The sequence below is a fragment of the Streptomyces sp. NPDC028289 genome (assembly GCF_055565975.1).
Genome location: NZ_JBVHTI010000005.1, coordinates 838873 through 857926, shown reverse-complemented (window position 1 = coordinate 857926; position 19054 = coordinate 838873). Strand labels below are relative to the sequence as shown.

The 19054-nt window shown below is 72.2% G+C and carries 14 protein-coding genes and 1 pseudogene; 6 read left to right on the top strand and 9 right to left on the bottom strand.

What is annotated here, in order from left to right:
• Nucleotides 1-59: 59 nt before the first annotated feature.
• Nucleotides 60-2429, top strand: coding sequence for a DEAD/DEAH box helicase (locus ACZ4UV_RS28705; protein WP_467841694.1), 2370 nt, complete (start codon nt 60-62; stop codon nt 2427-2429).
• Here ACZ4UV_RS28705 and ACZ4UV_RS28700 read toward each other — a convergent pair.
• The 7 genes from ACZ4UV_RS28700 to ssd all read right to left on the bottom strand — a co-directional run bounded on the left by ACZ4UV_RS28700 (nt 2398) and on the right by ssd (nt 7519).
• Nucleotides 2398-2799, bottom strand: a complete 402-nt coding sequence (locus ACZ4UV_RS28700; RefSeq protein WP_467841809.1) for an Rv3654c family TadE-like protein — start codon at nt 2797-2799, stop codon at nt 2398-2400. The two genes, ACZ4UV_RS28705 and ACZ4UV_RS28700, sit on opposite strands and share 32 nt — an antisense overlap.
• Nucleotides 2800-2945: 146 nt before the next feature.
• Nucleotides 2946-3260 (bottom strand): TadE family type IV pilus minor pilin, encoded by a 315-nt coding sequence (locus ACZ4UV_RS28695; RefSeq protein WP_451020203.1) that lies wholly within the window; start codon nt 3258-3260, stop codon nt 2946-2948.
• Nucleotides 3261-3288: 28 nt separating this feature from the next.
• On the bottom strand, nt 3289-3477 hold the full coding sequence (locus tag ACZ4UV_RS28690) for a DUF4244 domain-containing protein (RefSeq protein ID WP_093500124.1): 189 nt from the start codon (nt 3475-3477) through the stop codon (nt 3289-3291).
• Nucleotides 3478-3542: 65 nt separating this feature from the next.
• Nucleotides 3543-4331, bottom strand: coding sequence for a type II secretion system F family protein (locus ACZ4UV_RS28685; RefSeq protein ID WP_467841689.1), 789 nt, complete (start codon nt 4329-4331; stop codon nt 3543-3545).
• On the bottom strand, nt 4328-5188 hold the full coding sequence (locus ACZ4UV_RS28680) for a type II secretion system F family protein (RefSeq protein ID WP_390047691.1): 861 nt from the start codon (nt 5186-5188) through the stop codon (nt 4328-4330). The genes ACZ4UV_RS28685 and ACZ4UV_RS28680 overlap by 4 nt, the downstream gene beginning before the upstream one ends.
• A 52-nt stretch (nt 5189-5240) precedes the next feature.
• Entirely contained in the window at nt 5241-6422 is a 1182-nt protein-coding gene (locus ACZ4UV_RS28675; protein ID WP_451020205.1) for a TadA family conjugal transfer-associated ATPase, read from the bottom strand.
• Nucleotides 6419-7519 (bottom strand): septum site-determining protein Ssd, encoded by a 1101-nt coding sequence (gene ssd, locus ACZ4UV_RS28670; protein ID WP_451020206.1) that lies wholly within the window; start codon nt 7517-7519, stop codon nt 6419-6421. The genes ACZ4UV_RS28675 and ssd overlap by 4 nt, the downstream gene beginning before the upstream one ends.
• A 582-nt stretch (nt 7520-8101) precedes the next feature.
• Here ssd and ACZ4UV_RS28665 point away from each other — a divergent pair.
• Nucleotides 8102-8926, top strand: a complete 825-nt coding sequence (locus ACZ4UV_RS28665; protein WP_451020207.1) for an HAD family hydrolase — start codon at nt 8102-8104, stop codon at nt 8924-8926.
• A gap of 398 nt (nt 8927-9324) precedes the next feature.
• Here ACZ4UV_RS28665 and ACZ4UV_RS28660 read toward each other — a convergent pair whose 3' ends face one another.
• Nucleotides 9325-10149: a Fic family protein gene (locus ACZ4UV_RS28660; RefSeq protein WP_390047697.1), complete on the bottom strand. Its 825-nt coding sequence runs from the start codon at nt 10147-10149 to the stop codon at nt 9325-9327.
• 100 nt (nt 10150-10249) lie between these two features.
• Between ACZ4UV_RS28660 and ACZ4UV_RS28655 the strand changes: the two genes are divergently transcribed.
• Nucleotides 10250-11230, top strand: coding sequence for an ATP-binding protein (locus ACZ4UV_RS28655; RefSeq protein WP_467841683.1), 981 nt, complete (start codon nt 10250-10252; stop codon nt 11228-11230).
• Between the two features lie 25 nt (nt 11231-11255).
• On the opposite strand, the gene ACZ4UV_RS28650 is transcribed toward ACZ4UV_RS28655, so the two are convergent.
• Nucleotides 11256-12518 carry a polysaccharide deacetylase family protein gene (locus tag ACZ4UV_RS28650; protein WP_451020209.1) on the bottom strand — a complete coding sequence of 421 codons (1263 nt, stop codon included), beginning with the start codon at nt 12516-12518 and terminating at the stop codon, nt 11256-11258.
• Between the two features lie 281 nt (nt 12519-12799).
• Here ACZ4UV_RS28650 and ACZ4UV_RS28645 point away from each other — a divergent pair, with 281 nt between their 5' ends.
• The 3 genes and pseudogenes from ACZ4UV_RS28645 to nhaA all read left to right on the top strand — a co-directional run bounded on the left by ACZ4UV_RS28645 (nt 12800) and on the right by nhaA (nt 19011).
• Nucleotides 12800-15154 carry a SulP family inorganic anion transporter gene (locus tag ACZ4UV_RS28645; protein ID WP_467841680.1) on the top strand — a complete coding sequence of 785 codons (2355 nt, stop codon included), beginning with the start codon at nt 12800-12802 and terminating at the stop codon, nt 15152-15154.
• Nucleotides 15155-15407: 253 nt separating this feature from the next.
• Entirely contained in the window at nt 15408-17366 is a 1959-nt protein-coding gene (acs, locus tag ACZ4UV_RS28640; RefSeq protein WP_351498948.1) for an acetate--CoA ligase, read from the top strand.
• A 193-nt stretch (nt 17367-17559) separates the two neighbouring features.
• Nucleotides 17560-19011: pseudogene (gene nhaA, locus ACZ4UV_RS28635) on the top strand (Na+/H+ antiporter NhaA).
• Nucleotides 19012-19054 lie beyond the last annotated feature (43 nt).

Here is a 19054-nt window from a genome sequence, read left to right as displayed (position 1 = left end):
CAGGCGTGCACGACGCCTTGGCCCCATTGTCCGCCATGCCAGTGACACACTCGGTCCCGATGGCCATAAATCACCGATCCGATCGACCGCCGGTTCCGGCCGGGTCCGGATTCTCTCCGGGCACGGTCCTGGACCGGCTCGCCTCCGGGCCGAGCCGGGCTTCGCGCATCACTCATACGGAGCACTTGCCCCCGCGTGCGGGTCGGCATGCCGTCTGGCCTGACCGGATTCGTTCGGAGGTCGTCGCGGCCGTGCAGGAGTGCGGCATCGAGCATCCCTGGGAGCACCAGGCGCTGGCCGCCGAGCACGCCCTGGACGGCGACTCGGTGGTGGTGGCCACCGGCACCGCCTCCGGCAAGTCCCTGGCCTACCTCGTACCGGTCCTGTCCACCCTCCTGGAGGGCTCCGAGGCCGCCAACGGCCGCGGCGCCACCGCCCTCTACCTGGCGCCCACCAAGGCGCTCGCGGCCGACCAGTGCCGTGCCGTGAAGGAACTTTCACAACCGCTGGGAAACTCGGTGCGCCCCGCGGTGTACGACGGCGACACCCCGTACGAGGAACGGGAGTGGATCCGCCAGTACGCCAACTACGTGCTCACCAACCCCGACATGCTGCATCGCGGGATCCTGCCCGGGCACGCCCGCTGGTCCTCCTTCCTGAAGTCGCTGAAGTACGTCGTGGTCGACGAGTGCCACACCTACCGGGGCGTCTTCGGCTCGCACGTCGCCCAGGTGCTGCGCCGGCTGCGCCGCCTGTGCGCTCGCTACGGCGCCTCCCCGGTCTTCCTGCTCGCCTCCGCGACGGCCGCCGAGCCGGCCGTGGCCGCCGGCCGCCTCACCGGCCTGCCGGTCGTGGAGATCGCCGACGACGCCTCCCCGCGCGGCGAGCTGGTCTTCGCCCTCTGGGAGCCGCCGCTGACCGAGCTGCACGGCGAGAAGGGCGCCCCCGTCCGCCGTACGGCCACCGCCGAGACCGCCGACCTGCTGACCGACCTCGCCGTGCAGGGCGTGCGCTCGGTCGCCTTCGTGCGCTCCAGACGCGGCGCGGAGCTGATCTCCGTCATCACCCAGGAACGGCTGGCCGAGGTGGACCGTTCCCTCGCCCGGCGTGTCGCGGCCTACCGGGGCGGCTACCTCCCCGAGGAGCGGCGCGCCCTGGAGCGCGCGCTGCACTCCGGGGAACTCCTCGGACTTGCCGCCACAACGGCCCTGGAGCTGGGCGTGGACGTCTCCGGGCTGGACGCCGTACTGATCGCCGGGTACCCCGGTACGAGGGCCTCTGTGTGGCAGCAGGCGGGCCGGGCGGGCCGCGCCGGACAGGGTGCCCTCGCGGTCCTGGTCGCCCGCGACGACCCGCTGGACACCTTCCTCGTCCATCATCCCGAGGCCCTGTTCGACCAACCGGTGGAATCGACCGTCCTCGACCCCGACAACCCGTACGTCCTCGCGCCCCACCTGTGCGCCGCCGCGGCCGAGATCCCGCTCACCGACGACGACCTCGACCTCTTCGGCCCCGCCTGCAAGGAGCTGCTGCCGCAGCTGGAGGCCGCGAAGCTGCTGCGCCGCCGGACGAAGGCCTGGCACTGGACCCGCCGGGAGCGGGCCGCCGAGCTGACCGACATCCGCGGCGAGGGCGGCCGCCCGGTGCAGGTCGTCGAGGCGGGCACGGGACGCCTGCTGGGCACGGTGGACGCGAGCGCCGCGCACTCCACGGTCCACGAGGGCGCGGTCCACCTCCACCAGGGCCGCACCTACCTCGTACGCTCCCTCGACCTGGAGGACTCGGTGGCCCTGGTCGAGCAGGCCGAGCCGCCGTACTCCACGGTCGCCCGCGACACCACGGCCATCTCCGTCCTGGAGACCGACACCGAGATCCCCTGGGGCGACGGCCGCCTCTGCTACGGCTCCGTCGAGGTCACCAACCAGGTGGTCTCCTACCTGCGCCGCCGGCTCATCACCGGCGAAGTGCTGGGCGAGACGAAACTCGACCTCCCTCCTCGCACCCTGCGCACCCGTGCGGTGTGGTGGACCGTCACCGAGGACCAGCTCGACGAGGCCCGGATCAACCCTGAGATCCTCGGCGGCGCCCTGCACGCCGCCGAACACGCCTCCATCGGCCTGCTCCCGCTCTTCGCGACCTGCGACCGCTGGGACATCGGCGGCGTGTCGATCCCGCTGCACCCCGACACGCTCCTGCCGACCGTCTTCGTCTACGACGGCCACCCCGGCGGCGCCGGCTTCGCGGAACGCGCCTTCCACACCGCCCGCACCTGGCTGACGGCCACCCGGGAGGCGATCGCCGCGTGCGAGTGCGAGGCCGGATGCCCGTCCTGCATCCAGTCGCCCAAGTGCGGGAACGGGAACGAGCCGTTGCACAAGCGGGGGGCGGTGCGACTCCTCACGGTGCTGTTGAGGGGGGCGCCGGGGTAGGCGGGTGCGTCGGTGGGGGCCGGTCGCGCAGTTCCTCCCCCAGCCTTCGGCCGGGGGTGCGCCCAGCGCCCCTTCGGGGCGCGTTGCAGGCGTCGCTCGCCGGACAGGCCGCCGGGCCTGCTCTGGCCCTGACCTCCGCCGCGAGCGGCCCCGCACCCGACGCCGCCGACACATCGGCGACGTCCCCGAGGATCACACACCGCGTCAGCCGGGTGGCCTGTGCCCACGCCACCCGGTCGGCCTGGGCGCAGGCCGCCGCCTGTCCCTCGGCCCAATGGTCCGCCGCCGCGAGCGCCGCCAAGTCGGCACCACCGGCTGCACGATGCCGGACCACCACCGCCTGCCCCAGCCCGAGCACAACCCCGAACACCACGCACAACACGGCAATCGCACCGACACTCCAGACCGTGGCGGAGCCCTGATCACGCGCCCCGCCGAAGCGCGCCCCGAAGGGGCGCGGGGAACTGCGCGACCAGCCCCCGCGCACCGACGGCCGAATTACCAACCGTTGCCCCCTCACGGCCCCTCCGCCAAGGCGACCGCCGACTCCCGTACCTCGAACGGCAAGGCGCCCAGCACCGGCGGCCTCGCCACCACCGTCACCCGTACCTCGTCGCCCTCGCGGCCCACCGTCACCGCCGCCCCGTCCGGCGCCGTCTCCTTCGCCACCGCGATCACCGCGTCCTCGGCGTCCTGCCGCGCCGCGGCCCGGGCCCCGGTGCGGGCGGCGTCCACGCACCGGATCTGGGTGGCCACCACGAGCAGCCCCCACACCAGCGCCATCGTGAACGCCACCAGCACCGGCAGCACCACGGCCGCCTCCGCGGTCACGAACCCCCGGTCCGCCCCGCGCCCGCGCTCACATCCGCGCACTGAGGGCTCGTTTCACGATGGCCTGGAGCTCCGCGCTGACCTGCCCGCTCGTCACGACCGCGTAGAGGACCGCTGCGAACCCGACGGCGGCGATGATCCCCATTGCGTACTCGGAGGTGACCATTCCGGCGTCCCGGCGTACGAGCTTCCACATCTTCCAGTACATCTCGCGCATTTCTACTTCCTTTGATTCGCTTGGATTTGAGTTCGGTTCCTGTCCGCGGTCCGCTATCGCGCCTTTCATCCACCACCCCCTCTCAGGACCCCGCTCGCGAGTCCGATCACGACGGGCAGTACACCGACCGCGATGAACGCGGGCAGGAAGCACAGCCCCACCGGCGCCGAGATCAGCACCGCGGCCCGTCGTGCCCGCGCGGTCGTGCTCCTTGCCCACTCGGCCCGGGCGTCCGAGGCGAGGCGGGCGACGGGCGCGGCCGCCGGCATCCCCGACTCGTCCGCGCGTTCCAGCAGCCGGGCCAGGGCGGCGGCACCCGGCAGTCCGGCCAACCGCCGCCAGGCGGCTGCCGGTTCGCCGCCCAGCCGCACCTCCGCCGCGCCCCGCGCCAGCCCCTCGCCGACGGGTCCGCCGAGGGCCTCTCCGACGGCCTGGGCCGCGACCACCGGACCGGCCCCGGCAGCGATGCAGGCCGCCAGGAGGTCGGCGGCGAGCGGGAGTTGGCGCGTGGCCTCGGCCGCCTCCGCCTCGGCCGCCCGGTCTCCGTCGCCCGCCCGGCTCCGCCACCGCCACAGCCCCACCGCGACGCCCAGCCCCAGCAGCGCCCCGACGACCCCGCCGACCAGCACCCAGCCGCCGCACACCACCCCGACGAGCAGCAGCCACCTGCGGACGGCATCGCCGACGGCGGAGTGCCTCTCCGCTTGCTCCAGCCTCTCCAGCCCGAGCAGTTCGGCCACCTTCCGTCGGGCCCAGCGCCTGCGCCTGGCCCGCTCCAGCCGCCATGCCGACCAGCCCACGGCCGCCAGCACCACGACCGTCGCCCCCAGCCTGTGGACAACCTCCGCGCTCACGCCGCCTCAGCTCCCCGCACGATCCGGGCCGCCCACCACATCCCGGCTCCCTCGAACACCGCGCCGACGGCCAGGCAGCCCAGGCCGGCCCCGGTGTGCAGCAGCACCCGCAGCGGGTCGGCGCCCATGGCCGAGCCGAGCAGGAGGCCGAGGGCGGGCAGCGCGGCGAGCATCACCGCGGTGGCCCGGGCGCCCGACAACTGGGCCCGCAGGTCGGAGCGTTGGTCGCGTTCGGCGCGCAGGGCGGCGTCCAGGCGGTCGAGGCCGGCCGCGAGTCCGGCGCCCTGGTCGACCGCCACCCGCCAGCAGGCCGCGAGCCCCAGCAGGCCGTCGGCGCCGGGCTGTCGCGCCGCCAGCGCCAGCGCACCTGGCACGTCCCCGCCGAAGCGTGCCGCCGCGACCACGGCCGGCCGGGCCTCACCGAGCCCGCCGGAGTCCCGTGCGGCCCGCAGCAGCGCCTCACCCGGCTGCCGTCCCGCGCGGACCTCACCGGCGAGCGCCCCGCACAACGCGATCACCGCATCGGCGCGCGCCTGCCGGGTCCGCCGCGCCTGGCGGGCCAGCCGCACCCGGCGCAGCACCGGCACCCCGGCCGTTCCCGCGACGACCGGAAGGACCGAGGCGGCAAGGAGGGCGAGCGCGACGCCGGCGGCCAGGGCCCACCACTCCCCCCGCCAACGGCCGCGCAGCCGCCGTAGTTCGCCGAGCGCCTGCTCCCAGGAGGGTGGCCCGGTGGTCACCACCCCGCCGCAGGCCAGCAGTTGCCGCGTCCGCCGTACCTCACGCTGCCGCTCGGCCAGCAGCCAGGCCATCACCCCACCGCACACCACGGCCGCACCGATCGTCGTCTCACCCATCACACGCACCCCTTTCAAGTCATGGATCACTGTCGTCACTTCGGACCAGAGCTCACGGCTCACCCGCGTCACCGCGCAGCAGCTCCCGCAGCCGCTCCCACCCCTGCTCCCGCACGAACGCCGCCGCGTCCCAGCGCAGCGCCGGCACCGTCCGCACCAGCCCGGAGGAGTCCCGCTCCAGGACGTGCACCTCGGCGATCCGCCGCCGGCCCGCGCGGTCCCGTACGAGGTGCAACACCACCGACAGCGCGGCAGCGAGCTGGCTGTGCAGGGCGGCCCGGTCGAGCCCGGCGGCCGTACCGAGGGCCTCCAGGCGGGCGGGTACGTCCGCGGCCGCGTTGGCGTGCACGGTGCCGCAGCCGCCCTCGTGGCCGGTGTTGAGGGCGGCCAGCAAATGGACCACCTCGGGCCCGCGGACCTCGCCGACGACGAGCCGGTCGGGCCGCATCCGCAGGGCCTGCCGGACCAGGTCCTCCAGGGTGACGAGGCCGGCGCCCTCCTGGTTGGCGGGTCTGGTCTCCAGCCGTACGACGTGCGGGTGTTCGGGCCTGAGCTCCGCCGAGTCCTCGGCGAGCACGATCCGCTCGCCCGGGCCGACCAGACCGAGCAGGGCACTGAGGAGGGTCGTCTTTCCGGTGCCCGTGCCGCCGCTGACCAGGAAGGAGAGCCGGGCCGCGATGAGGGCCCGCAGGATCCGGTCGCCGCCCGGGGGCACGGTCCCGGCCGCGACCAGTTCGCCGAGGGTGAACGCCCGCGGACGGACCACCCGCAGGGACAGGCAGGTGCAGCCGACGGCCACCGGAGGCAGGACCGCGTGCAGGCGGGTGCCGTCGGGCAGCCGGGCGTCCGCCCAGGGACGCGCGTCGTCCAGGCGCCGGCCGGCCACCGCGGACAGCCGCTGGGCGAGGCGCCGTACCGCCGCCGCGTCCGGGAAGGCGACCCGGGTGAGTTCCAGGCCGCCGCCGCGGTCCACCCAGACCCGGTCCGGTGCGGTCACCAGGACGTCGGTGACGGTGGGGTCGGCGAGCAGCGGCTCCAGGGGGCCGCTGCCGACCAGTTCGGAGCGCAGTCGTTCGGCCGCGCCGAGGACTTCCGCGTCGCCCAGGACCCGCCCCTGGGCGCGCAGGGCCTGTGCCACCCGCGCGGGTGTCGGTTCGGCGCCGCTCTCGGCGAGCCAGCGCCGTACCCCGTCGAGCAGGGCCGGGCCGTCCGCGCCCGTGGTGCCGGGCCTCATTCGACACCGCCCGCCTCGACGAGCGTGCGCTCCCAGAAGCCCTTGCAGAAGCGGGCCAGCGGTCCGCGTGCGACGGACCCCGGCGGTTTCCGGTCGGGGCGGGACAGGCCTGGTTCGGCCGGCACCTCGCCGGCCAGCGGCAGGCCGAGCAGCCGGGCCACCTCGCGGTCGTCCAGTCCCGGCGGGTACGGCCCCCGTACCGCCACCCTGAGGTCGCGCACGACCATGCCGACGGTGGCCGCCACCCGTCCGGCCGCGGCGAGGGCGCGGAGTTCGGCGGGGACCACCAGGACGGCGAGGTCAAGCTGGGTGAGGACCTCGGCGACCTCGTCGTCCAGGCGGCGCGGCAGGTCGACGACGACCGTGCCGCCGCGCCGCCGGGCGGCGGCGAGCACCGCGCGGACGGCAGGTGGCGGGATCGCCACGCAGTCGCCGCGGTCCCAGCTGAGGATCCGTAGCGAGTGCAGCTCGGGCAGGGACTCCTCCAGGGCGCCGCTGCCGAGCCGGCCGCGCGAGGCGGCGAAGGCGGGCCAGCGCAGACCCTCGGCGGTCTCACCGCCGAGGAGTACGTCGATTCCGCCGCCCAGCGGATCCGCGTCCACGAGCAGGGTGCGCAGTCCCTCCCGCGCGGAGGTGACGGCGAGGGCGCAGGCCAGCGTGGAGGCGCCGGCCCCGCCCCGGCCGCCGATGACGCCGACGGTGAGGGCCGGGCGGCCCACGCCCTCGACGACGTCGGCGATCCGGTCCACGAGCCACTGCTCGCCGTCGGGCAGCATCAGGACGTGGTCCGCGCCGATCTCCACGGCCCGTTTCCACACGTCGGGGTCGTCCTGGTCGAGGCCCACCAGCACCACCCCGCGTCGGCGGGCGGCCCCGCGCACCCGTCGTGCGGCGTCGTCGCCGACCAGGACGAGCGGGGCGGACTCCCAGCCGCCGCCGCGTTCCGGCGGACCGTGGTGGACCTCAGGTTTGGCACCGGCCGCCGCGCACAGGCGCAACAGGTCGTCGAGGAGTTCGGCGTCCTCGGTGACGATCATCGGACGTCCGGGCCGTCCCGAGGCGGCGGACGGCGGGTCCTGGGTGACAGTTCCGGCCACGTGAGCTTCCCCCTTGGCTGCGTTCTCCCGCATGACCCCTGCGGCCACGCGATTCCCAAACGTGTGAAGAACCGGCAAGCGGCTCCATATGCACGGCCGGCAGAAACCGGCCCATGACGTCCGACAAACGGAACCGGCCATGAACTAGCCGCCGCCGGAGCGCGCTGGAATCACGGTGCAGCGAACCCGGAAATCGTGTGGATCTTGGTCCAAAACTGTGGACAACTCGATGGTTGTGAATATCGCCGTCACCCTTACCGGTGAGGCCCGTTCTGGGCTCTGTGCGACTTCCACAGCGCAGCGCTACGACTACCCGCAGTGACGGATCATGGGCATGCGAGAAGACGGGCGAAGCCGCCCGACCAAGGCCTCACGGCCCGCGAGAGAGGAGGAAAAACCCGTCCGGACATGCGACGACCCCCACCGGGGGGGAGAGTGGGGGTCGTCTCCACGGCCGACTCGGGGGGGGAGGAGCCGGACCGGGTTAGCACGGTCGCGAACGATCCGTGACTTCCATGGTGTACCCGAGAGCCCTCTCAGGCAAACCCACGCGCCCCACCTTACGCCGAATGGTGGGCGCCTATGCTCAGGGGCGTGGAAAGCCACTCCTTGCCCCGCACAGCAGCCTTCTTCGACCTGGACAAGACGGTCATTGCGAAGTCGAGCACGCTCACGTTCAGCAAGTCGTTCTACCAAGGCGGTCTGATCAACCGCAGGGCGGCGCTGCGCAACGCGTACTCCCAGTTCGTGTTCCTGGTCGGCGGTATGGACCACGACCAGATGGAGCGCACGCGCGCGTACCTGTCCGGTCTCGTCCGTGGCTGGAATGTCCAGCAGGTCAAGGAGATCGTCGCCGAGACCCTGCACGACCTGATCGACCCGATCATCTACGACGAGGCCGCCTCCCTCATCGAGGAACACCACAGGGCCGGCCGGGACGTCGTCATCGTCTCCACCTCGGGCGCCGAGGTGGTCGAGCCGATCGGCGCGCTCCTCGGCGCCGACCGGGTGGTGGCCACCCGCATGGTCGTCGGCGACGACGGCTGCTACACGGGCGAGGTGGAGTACTACGCGTACGGGCCGACCAAGGCCGAGGCCGTCCGGGAGCTGGCCGCCTCCGAGGGGTACGACCTCGACCGCAGCTACGCCTACAGCGACTCGGCGACCGACGTGCCGATGCTCCGGGCCGTCGGGCATCCGCACGCCGTGAACCCGGACCGCGCGCTGCGCCGCGAGGCCCTCGCCCGCGGGTGGCCGATCCTGAACTTCAACCGGCCGGTACGGCTCAAGCAGCGGATCTCCGCACCCCCGCGCCCGGCCCTGGTCGCCGCGGCGGCCATAGGCGCGGCGGCCGCCACCGCCGGCCTGGTCTGGTACGCGAGCCGGCGCCGGAGCACGGTCGCCTGAACCGGCCACCCCGGCCCCATTCACCCATTCACCCGTTCGGCCGGTAGGCGCCCCTTTGGTGCGTCTTTGAACCTAAAAGTAAAGAACTGTAGGCAGGACTTCCGCTTGCTCCGGGCTTGCAGTACAAAGGGGTTAGCGGCCCGCGAGACCGAAGGACATCCGCGAGGATCACCTTTAAAACGCATTTGGCCCCACGGACCCAGCATGGACACTGAGCACCCACGCGACGTCGACCCGTCGATTACGGGCCAGCCGCACCAGGTGACGGGCAAAGTACCCGACCTGATGGGCGACATATCGAGGACGCTTGGTAACCCGGTGAACATGCCAGCGGCGGTACGAGAACTCGTACCGCCGCAACCCTTTCCCCGGGACCTCCGCCGCTCCTCGCCCGGGCTCTACGCCGCCCCGCGCTGCAGCGCCTCGCAGACCGCCGTCGACTCGCGCACGCCGAGCTCGACCGCGCGCCCGCAGTGCGCGATCCAGGCCGCCATCCCTTCCGGAGTGCCGGAGACATAGCCGTCCAGCGCCGCCATGTAGGAGGCACGGCCCAGTTCGGCGTGGCCGACCTCCGCGGGGCAGATCGCCTTGGGGTCGAGGCCGCTGCCGATCAGCACGATCCGCTCGGCCGCGCGGGCGACCAGCCCGTTGCACGAGGTGAAGGGCCGCAGCGCGAGCAACTCGCCGTGCACCACGGCGGCCGTCACCAGCGCGGGCGCCTCGCTCCCCGCGACGATCAGTTCACAGAGCCCCTCCAGGCGCCCCGACACCTCGCCGGCGTCCGGCAGCTCCAGTTCCACCAGCGGCTCGTCGACGCCCTCGCCGGCCCGGCGCGGCCTGCCGACCTCGTCGCCGCCCGTCGCGGCCGCCACCAGGTGCAGCCGGGCCAGCACCCGCAGCGGCGACTGCCGCCAGATCGACAGCAGCTGGCCCGCCTCCGCGGTCAGCCGCAGGGCCGCGCCGACCACGCGCGCGTCGTCGTCCACACCGAAGTCGGAGCGCCGCCGCACCTCCTCCAGCGCCCAGTCGGCACCGGACAGCGCGGCGCTGCCCCGGGCGGCCCGCAGCGCGGCCTCCGAAGTGACGGCGTTGCTCCGGCGCCGCATGACCCGGTGCCCGTAGACCCGGTCCACGGCCTTGCGCACGGACTCCACGGACTCGGCCACCCCGGGCAGCGAGCCCAGGGCCGCGAGCGGATCGGCGGTCGCACCTGTCGTACTCATGAGTACGACAGTACGCACCCCGCCCCGGGGCTCCACGAAGGAGTGGTCTTCTTCACTCCATGTGCCACGCAAAGCTACCAACCGACTACTCTTCGTGAACATGAAAATTGCTTTCGTCGGAAAGGGCGGCAGCGGCAAGACCACGCTCTCCTCCCTGTTCATCCGCCACCTCGCGGCCGCCGGCGCACCGGTCGTCGCCGTCGACGCCGACATCAACCAGCATCTGGGCACCGCGCTCGGCCTCGACGAGACGGAGGCGGAGGCACTGCCCGCGATGGGCGAGCGGCTCTCCCTGATCAAGGACTACCTGCGCGGACACAACCCGCGCATCGCCTCCGCCGCGACCATGATCAAGACCACTCCGCCCGGCGAGGGGTCGCGGCTGGTCCGGGTGCGGGAGCCCAATCCGGTCTACGACGCCTGCGCGCGGCCGGTGGAACTCGACGGCGGCGCCGTCCGTTTGATGGTCACCGGGCCGTTCACGGACGCCGACCTGGGGGTCTCCTGCTACCACTCCAAGACGGGAGCGGTGGAGCTGTTCCTGAACCACCTCGCCGACGGCCCCGACGAGTACGTCGTGGTGGACATGACGGCGGGCTCGGACTCCTTCGCATCCGGCATGTTCACCCGCTTCGACATCACGTTCCTCGTCGCCGAGCCGACCCGGAAGGGGGTCTCCGTCTACCGCCAGTACAAGGAGTACGCCCGGGACTTCGGCGTCGTCCTCAAGGTCGTCGGCAACAAGGTGCAGGGGCAGGAGGACATGGACTTCCTGCGCTCGGAGGTCGGGGACGACCTGCTGGTCACGGTCGGGCACTCGGACTGGGTGCGCGCCATGGAGAAGGGCCGCCCGCCCCGGTTCGAGCTCCTGGAGAAAGCCAACTCCCGCGCCCTGCGCGCTCTCAAGGTGGCCACCGACGCGACGTACGAGCTGCGGGACTGGGAGCGCTACACCCGGCAGATGGTCCACTTCCACCTGAAGAACGCCCTGTCGTGGGGCAACGAGCGCACCGGGACCGACCTGGCGGCGCAGATCGACCCCGGCTTCGTGCTCGGCGAGGGAGTGGCCGCCCCCGCCTGAAGGGCGGCCGACTCCGGCCCTGCGCCTACGACTTGACGGCCGGCGCCCCGGGCACCCCCTTCGGTGCCGGGGCAGGACGGCCGGACAGGAAGGACTCCCAGCCCTGCCGCGGAGCCTCACCCACGTTCAGGGTCCGCAGCCTCGCCAGTACCTGCGGGTCCTGGGCGTCCAGCCAGTCGGCCAGCTGGTGGAAGGAGACGCAGCGCACGTCCGGCTTGTTGCAGACGTTCTGGACGACGTCGTCGAGGGCACGCATGTAGGTGCCGCCGTTCCAGGACTCGAAGTGGTTGCCGATCACGAGCGGTGCACGGTTGCCGTTGTAGGCCCGGTTGAAGCCCTGGAGCAGCCCGTCGCGCATCTGGTCGCCCCAGTAGTCGTACTTGTCGGGGTCACCCTGGGTCGACGTGCCGGACTGGTTGACCATGAAGTTGTAGTCCATGGTCAGCTGCTCGTAGGTGTGGCCGGGGAAGGGGACGAGCTGCATGGACAGGTCCCACAGCCCTTCTCTCTTCTTGGGCCAGATCTGGTCGTTGACACCGCTGGTGTCGTAGCGGAAGCCCAGCTGGCTCGCCGCCTTCACGAAGTTCTTCTGCCCCTCCAGGCAGGGGGTGCGGGCGCCGATGAGCTCCTTGTCGTAGTCGAAGGGCAGCGGTGCGGCGTTCTTCATGCCGGTGTTGGTCTTCCAGGTCTTCACGAACTGCTTGGCCTGGGCGATCTCGCTCTTCCACTCGGCCACCGACCACTCGCCGACCCCGCCGTCGGGGCCGCAGAAGTGCCCGTTGAAGTGGGTGCCGATCTCGTTGCCCTCCAGCCAGGCCAGCCGTAGCTGTCTGACCGTGTCGGTAATGCCCTGCTCGTCGTTGAAGCCGATCTCGGAGCTGCCGGGCGAGTGCTGCGGGGGCCGGTAGAGGTCGCGTTTCTCCTCGGGCAGCATGTAGACGCCACTGAGGAAGAACGTCATGTTCGCGTGGTTGTCCTTGGCGACCTTGCGGAAGTGCGAGAACAGCTTCTGGCTGTCCTCGCCCGCGCCGTCCCAGGAGAACACCACGAACTGCGGGGGCTTCTCACCGGCCTTGAGCCGCTCGGGCCGGGGCAGATGCGGCTGCGCCCCGGTGTAGGCGGTGGACCCGTCGCCGATCAGACGGACCACGCTCTGGGGCGCCGGCGCTCCCTTCTGCGGTCCGGACGCCCCTTGTTCGGAGTTGGTACCGGTCGCGCAACCGGCGACCGACGCGGCACAGGCCGCGGCGGCCACGGCACCGACCGCAATCCTCTGGGTGGCGGCCAATTCCGCTCACCTTCTTCCTTCTCTCGGCTAACGCCGATGACGGCGTTTCATGGCGATGTGCCGGGTATCTGCCGACAGCGCGGCCAAGATCGCATAGGACCGAGAGAGGGATTAATACGACAAGCCGATGAACTGCCCACTTCACCCATTGAGGTGAGCGCATGCCCCATTTGCGCAGTAAATCCATGTCTGATCTTTACTCTGCATTACGATTCGTTTACTGAACGTTGATTCATCCCGCCCAGATCCGCGACCGCGCTGCCCCGGAGGAGACGGGAAACATGTCGTCAGCCTGCGTACCCACCCACCCCGAGAGCCTCGGCCTCGCCCGAGCCACAACTCCCCCCGCCGTCACCGGCACTGACCGGCCGCACCACCCGCCCACATCCCCGCGTCGCCGCCTCCCCCTCGCGGGCGCCGACCTGTCCGCGTCCGTCGCGGTGTTCCTGATCGCCCTCCCGCTCTCCCTCGGCATCGCCCTCGCCACGGGCGCCCCGCTCCAGGCCGGCCTGGTGGCGGCGGCCGTCGGCGGACTGGTCGCCGGACGGCTCGGCGGCTGCCCGCTCCAGGTCAGCGGCCCTGCCGCCGGACTCACCGTGGTCACCGCCGACCTGATCCACCGGTACGGCTGGCGGGCCACCTGCGGCATCACCGTTCTCGCGGGGCTGGCCCAACTGGGCCTGGGCTGCCTGCGCGTGGCCCGCACGGCGCTCGCCGTGCGCCCGGCGGTGGTGCACGGCATGCTCGCCGGCATCGGCGTCACCATCGCCGTCGCCCAGCTGCACATCGTCCTCGGCGGCACCCCGCAGAGCTCGGTCCTCGCCAACGTCCGGGCGCTGCCCGCCCAGTTGGCGAACCTGCACCCGGCCGCCGTGGCGATGAGCACGCTGACCCTGGCCCTGCTGCTGGGCTGGCCCCGGATCCCGGGCAGAGCGGGCCGTCTGCTCGGCACGGTCCCGGCCGCCCTGGTCGCCGTCGCCGGTGCCACCGCGACCGCCTCGCTCACCGGTCTCGCCCTGCCCCGGGTCGACCTGCCGTCCTGGAGCAGCCATGCCCTGGCAGGACTGCCCGCGGGGCCGGTGCTGGGCATCGTCGCCGCCGTGCTCACCACCACGCTGGTGTGCAGCGTGCAGTCGCTGCTGGGCGCGGTCGCCGTGGACAAGCTGGTGGCAGGCCGCACCGGACCCCAGTCCCGGCTCGGCCGCTCCGACCTGGACCGGGAGCTGCTCGGTCAGGGTGCGGCCAACGTCGTGTCGGGGGCGCTCGGCGGACTGCCGGTCGCGGGGGTGGCGGTGCGCAGTTCGGCGAATGTGAAATCCGGTGCCGTGAGCCGGAACTCCACGATGCTGCACGGCGTTTTCGTAGTAGTCGCCGCGCTGCTGATGGTCCCGGTCCTGGATCTCATCCCGCTCGCCTCGCTCGCCGCCCTGGTGATGGCCGTCGGCATCCAGATGGTGTCCCTGCACCACATCCGCACGGTGACCCGCCACCGCGAAGTGCTGGTCTACGCCGTCACCACCCTCGGGGTGGTTCTCCTCGGCGTCCTGGAGGGCGTGGTCCTCGGGGTCTGCGTGGCTGTCGCCGTCGCCCTGCACCGCCTCGCCCGCACCCGCATCACCCACGAAGAAGAGGGAGGAGTCCATCACGTACACGTAAGAGGACAGCTGACGTTCCTCGCGGTGCCCCGGCTCAGCAGAGTCCTGCATCTCGTGCCCCGAGGCGCCCACGCCGTCGTGGAGTTGCACGGCTCGTTCATGGACCACGCGGCGTACGAGTCACTGCGGGACTGGCGCCGGGCCCACACCGCCCAGGGCGGCTCCGCCGAACTGACCGGCTGCCGCGCGGGCGTCCGCTCACCGGAGTACGGCCACGGGCCGGAGCACGGCCGCCCCGAGCCGCACCTGAGCCACCGTGATGGTCCCAGGCACCGGCTCGGGAGATCGGCCGGCGCGGGTCATGAACTCGCCCGCGGGATCAGCGCATTCCAGCGCGACACCGCGCCCCTGGTGCGGGAGGAGCTGGCCCGGCTGGCGCGCGAGGGGCAGCGGCCGTCGCAGCTCTTCCTCACCTGCGCCGACTCCCGGCTCGTCACCTCGATGATCACCTCCAGCGGTCCGGGTGACCTGTTCGTGGTCCGCAACGTCGGCAACCTGGTCCCTCTTCCGGGTGAGGAGAACGGCGACGACTCGGTGGCGGCCGCGATCGAGTACGCGGTGGACGTGCTGAAGGTGCGGTCCATCACGGTGTGCGGACACTCCGGGTGCGGGGCGATGCAGGCGCTGCTCGGCTCCGGGACCGGGGGTGCGGCGACCCCGCTCGGGCGGTGGCTGCGGCACGGGCTGCCGAGCCTGGCGCGGCTGGCCGACGAGGGCGGAGCGGGGACCCGGCTGGCCGGGCGTGCGGCGGCGGACACGGTGGAGCGGCTGTGCCTGACCAACGTCGTCCAGCAGTTGGAGCACCTGCGGGCGCACGACTCGGTGGCGCGGGCGCTGGCGGCGGGCGCGCTGGAGCTGCACGGGATGTACTTCCACGTGGGCGAGGCGCAGGCGTACCTGCTGAGCGTTGGCGGTGCGGACGGAGAGGGAGGGGTGTTCCAGGGGGTACCCGGTACGGAGGAGCTGCCCAGCCCGGCGTGAGCGAGAGGACCGCCGGGCCCGCCGGTGCCGCACGGGCCGGCACCGGCGGATCCGGCGTGCCACGGTGCACGGGAGACTGGCAGGCTCGGCACACCCGACCGCGGCACCCCCGCCGCACCCCGCCTCGCCGCACCCCGCCTCGCCGCACCCTGATAGGTCTAAACCAATTATCCGGCGGCCCTTGTCACCGGGGCCCCAGGTCTGATGAGCTGTGGCCTGGGACACAACGGACACCCTTCGAAAGGGAGATGTCGTGAGCAACGAAAGCCTGGCCAACCTCTTGAGGGAGGAGCGACGCTTCGCGCCGCCCGCTGACCTGGCCGAGAACGCCAATGTCACGGCCGAGGCGTACGAACAGGCCAAGGCTGACAGGCTCGGCTTCTGGGCCGAGCAGGCCCGGCGGCTGACCTGGGCCAAGGAGCCGACCGAGACGCTGGACTGGTCGAACCCGCCGTTCGCCAAGTGGTTCAAGGACGGCGAGCTCAACGTCGCGTACAACTGCGTGGACCGGCACGTGGAGGCCGGGCACGGCGACCGGGTCGCCATCCACTTCGAGGGTGAGCCCGGCGACAGCCGCGCGATCACCTACGCCGAGCTGAAGGACGAGGTCTCCAAGGCGGCCAACGCCCTGCTGGAGCTCGGAGTTCAGAAGGGCGACCGGGTCGCGGTCTACATGCCGATGATCCCGGAGACGGCGATCGCGATGCTCGCCTGCGCCCGGATCGGCGCCGCGCACTCCGTCGTCTTCGGCGGCTTCTCGGCGGACGCGCTGGCCACCCGTATCCAGGACGCGGACGCCAGGGTCGTCATCACCTCCGACGGCGGATACCGGCGCGGCAAGCCGTCCGCGCTCAAGCCGGCGGTGGACGAGGCGGTCGGCAAGGCGGGCAACGTCGAGCACGTGCTGGTCGTGCGCCGCACCGGGCAGGAAGTGGCCTGGGACGCCTCGCGGGACGTCTGGTGGGACGAGATCGTCGAGCGGCAGTCGGCCGAGCACACGCCGGAGGCGTTCGACGCCGAACACCCGCTCTTCATCCTCTACACGTCCGGCACGACGGGTAAGCCGAAGGGCATCCTGCACACCTCGGGCGGCTACCTCACCCAGGCGTCGTACACGCACTGGGCGGTGTTCGACCTCAAGCCGGAGACGGACGTGTACTGGTGCACGGCCGACGTCGGCTGGGTGACCGGCCACTCGTACATCGTGTACGGGCCGCTGGCCAACGGCGCGACGCAGGTGATGTACGAGGGCACCCCGGACACCCCGCACCAGGGCCGGTTCTGGGAGATCGTGCAGAAGTACGGGGTGACGATCCTGTACACGGCGCCCACCGCGATCCGCACGTTCATGAAGTGGGGCGACGACATCCCCGCGAAGTTCGACCTGAGCAGCCTGCGGGTGCTCGGTTCGGTGGGCGAGCCGATCAACCCCGAGGCGTGGATCTGGTACCGCAAGCACATCGGTGCCGACCGGACGCCGATCGTGGACACCTGGTGGCAGACCGAGACCGGCGCGATGATGATCTCGCCGCTGCCGGGCGTCACCGCGACCAAGCCCGGTTCGGCGCAGACCCCGCTGCCCGGCATCTCGGCGACGGTCGTCGACGACGAGGCGCACGAGGTACCGAACGGCGGTGGCGGCTACCTGGTGCTGACCGAGCCGTGGCCGTCGATGCTGCGCACGATCTGGGGCGACGACCAGCGGTTCCTGGACACGTACTGGTCGCGGTTCGAGGGCAAGTACTTCGCCGGTGACGGCGCGAAGAAGGACGACGACGGCGACATCTGGCTGCTCGGCCGGGTGGACGACGTCATGCTCGTCTCCGGGCACAACATCTCGACGACCGAGGTGGAGTCGGCTCTGGTGTCCCACCCGTCGGTCGCCGAGGCGGCCGTGGTCGGCGCGGCGGACGAGACGACCGGTCAGGCGATCGTCGCCTTCGTGATCCTGCGCGGCACGGCGAACGCCGAGGACGAGAACCTCATCGCCGACCTGCGCAACCACGTCGGCGCGACGCTCGGCCCGATCGCCAAGCCCAAGCGGGTCCTGCCGGTGGCGGAGCTGCCGAAGACCCGCTCCGGCAAGATCATGCGCCGGCTGCTGCGCGATGTCGCGGAGAACCGGCAGCTCGGCGATGTCACGACCCTGACCGACTCGACGGTCATGGACCTCATCCAGGCGAAGCTGCCCGCGGCGCCCAGCGAGGACTGACCCCGACCGGCACGACCCTCACAGGGCGCCCGGCGCGAAACGCGCCGGGCGCCCTTTTTGCACCTACCGTGAGACTCACCTGGCAACTCCCGTCACATCTTAGGTAAACTAAACAAAGTAGCGTGATCCAAAGGTGTGCCGGGAAGTCTGGTCGGCAAGTAGCCCTGTCCTGCCCACCGACCGGAGGTTCCCCGTGTCCGCGCCCCGCACCGCACCCGTCCGGAAGGTTCTCGGGCGGCTCTCGCTGCCCGAGCGGACCATCGTGGCGGACGCGCTGCGGACCGAGACCGTCGGCGGTGTACTGCTCCTCGTTGCCGCGATAGCCGCGCTGGTCTGGGCGAACATACCCGGGCTCCATCACAGCTACGAGAGCGTCGCCGACTTCCACTTCGGCCCCGGGGCCCTCGGCCTGAACCTCTCCGTCGCCCACTGGGCCGCCGACGGCCTGCTCGCCGTCTTCTTCTTCGTCGCCGGCATCGAACTCAAGCGGGAGCTGGTGGCGGGCGACCTGCGGGACCCGAAGGCGGCCGTCCTCCCGGTGATCGCCGCGCTGTGCGGTATGGCCGTACCGGCGCTCGTCTACACCCTCACCAACCTCACGGGCGGCGGCTCCACGCAGGGCTGGGCGGTGCCCACGGCCACCGACATCGCCTTCGCGCTCGCCGTGCTGGCGGTGATCGGCACCTCGCTGCCGGGCGCCCTGCGCGCCTTCCTGCTCACCCTCGCGGTCGTCGACGACCTGTTCGCCATCCTGATCATCGCGATCTTCTTCACCGAGCGGATCGACTTCGCCGCGCTCGGCGGCGCGGTCCTCGGCCTCGCCGTCTTCTGGCTGCTGCTGCGCCGGGGCGTGCGCGGCTGGTACGTGTACGTCCCGCTCGCGGTCGTGATCTGGGCGCTGATGTACAACAGCGGCGTGCACGCGACCATCGCCGGTGTCGCCATGGGCCTGATGCTGCGCTGCACCACCCGCGAGGGTGAGCAGCACTCCCCCGGCGAGCACGTCGAGCATCTGGTGCGGCCGTTGTCGGCGGGGCTGGCCGTGCCCCTGTTCGCGCTCTTCAGCGCCGGCGTGAAGGTGTCCGCAGGGGCGCTCGGCGACGTCTTCACCAAGCCGGAGACGCTCGGGGTCGTCCTCGGCCTGGTGGTCGGCAAGGCGGCGGGGATATTCGGCGGGACCTGGCTGACCGCCCGCTTCACCCGGGCCTCGCTCAGCGAGGACCTCGAATGGGCGGACGTCTTCGCGGTGGCCTCGCTGGCCGGCATCGGCTTCACGGTCTCGCTGCTCATCGGCGAACTCGCCTTCGCCGGCGACGCGGTGCTCACCGACGAGGTGAAGGCCGCCGTCCTCACCGGCTCGCTCATCGCGGCCCTGTGCGCCACGGTGCTGCTGAAGATACGCAACACCCGCTACCGCAGGCTGGTCGAGGCCGAGGAGCGGGACGACGACCTCGACGGCATCCCGGACGTGTACGAGCAGGACGACCCGGCGTACCACCTGCGGATGGCGGAGATCTACGAACGGAAGGCCGCCGAGCACCGCAGGATCGCGGAGGAGAAAGCCGCCTCCTAGGGGGTCGGCCGGCGGGACGCGGTTGCCGAAGTGCCGGGCGGGGCAGGCGGGCAGGGCGACCGTCCGGCATGATCTGACGAGACGGTACAAAAGGACCGGCGCAAAAAGGCCGGTG

Coding starts and splice junctions, on each gene's coding strand:
- ACZ4UV_RS28645 (WP_467841680.1), top strand. CDS start 12,800: ATGTCGTCAGCCTGCGTACCCACCCACCCCGAGAGCCTCGGCCTCGCC.
- ACZ4UV_RS28690 (WP_093500124.1), bottom strand. CDS start 3,477: ATGCGCGAGATGTACTGGAAGATGTGGAAGCTCGTACGCCGGGACGCC.
- ACZ4UV_RS28655 (WP_467841683.1), top strand. CDS start 10,250: ATGAAAATTGCTTTCGTCGGAAAGGGCGGCAGCGGCAAGACCACGCTC.
- ACZ4UV_RS28680 (WP_390047691.1), bottom strand. CDS start 5,188: ATGGGTGAGACGACGATCGGTGCGGCCGTGGTGTGCGGTGGGGTGATG.
- ACZ4UV_RS28675 (WP_451020205.1), bottom strand. CDS start 6,422: ATGAGGCCCGGCACCACGGGCGCGGACGGCCCGGCCCTGCTCGACGGG.
- ACZ4UV_RS28665 (WP_451020207.1), top strand. CDS start 8,102: ATGCTCAGGGGCGTGGAAAGCCACTCCTTGCCCCGCACAGCAGCCTTC.
- ACZ4UV_RS28660 (WP_390047697.1), bottom strand. CDS start 10,149: ATGAGTACGACAGGTGCGACCGCCGATCCGCTCGCGGCCCTGGGCTCG.
- ACZ4UV_RS28705 (WP_467841694.1), top strand. CDS start 60: ATGGCCATAAATCACCGATCCGATCGACCGCCGGTTCCGGCCGGGTCC.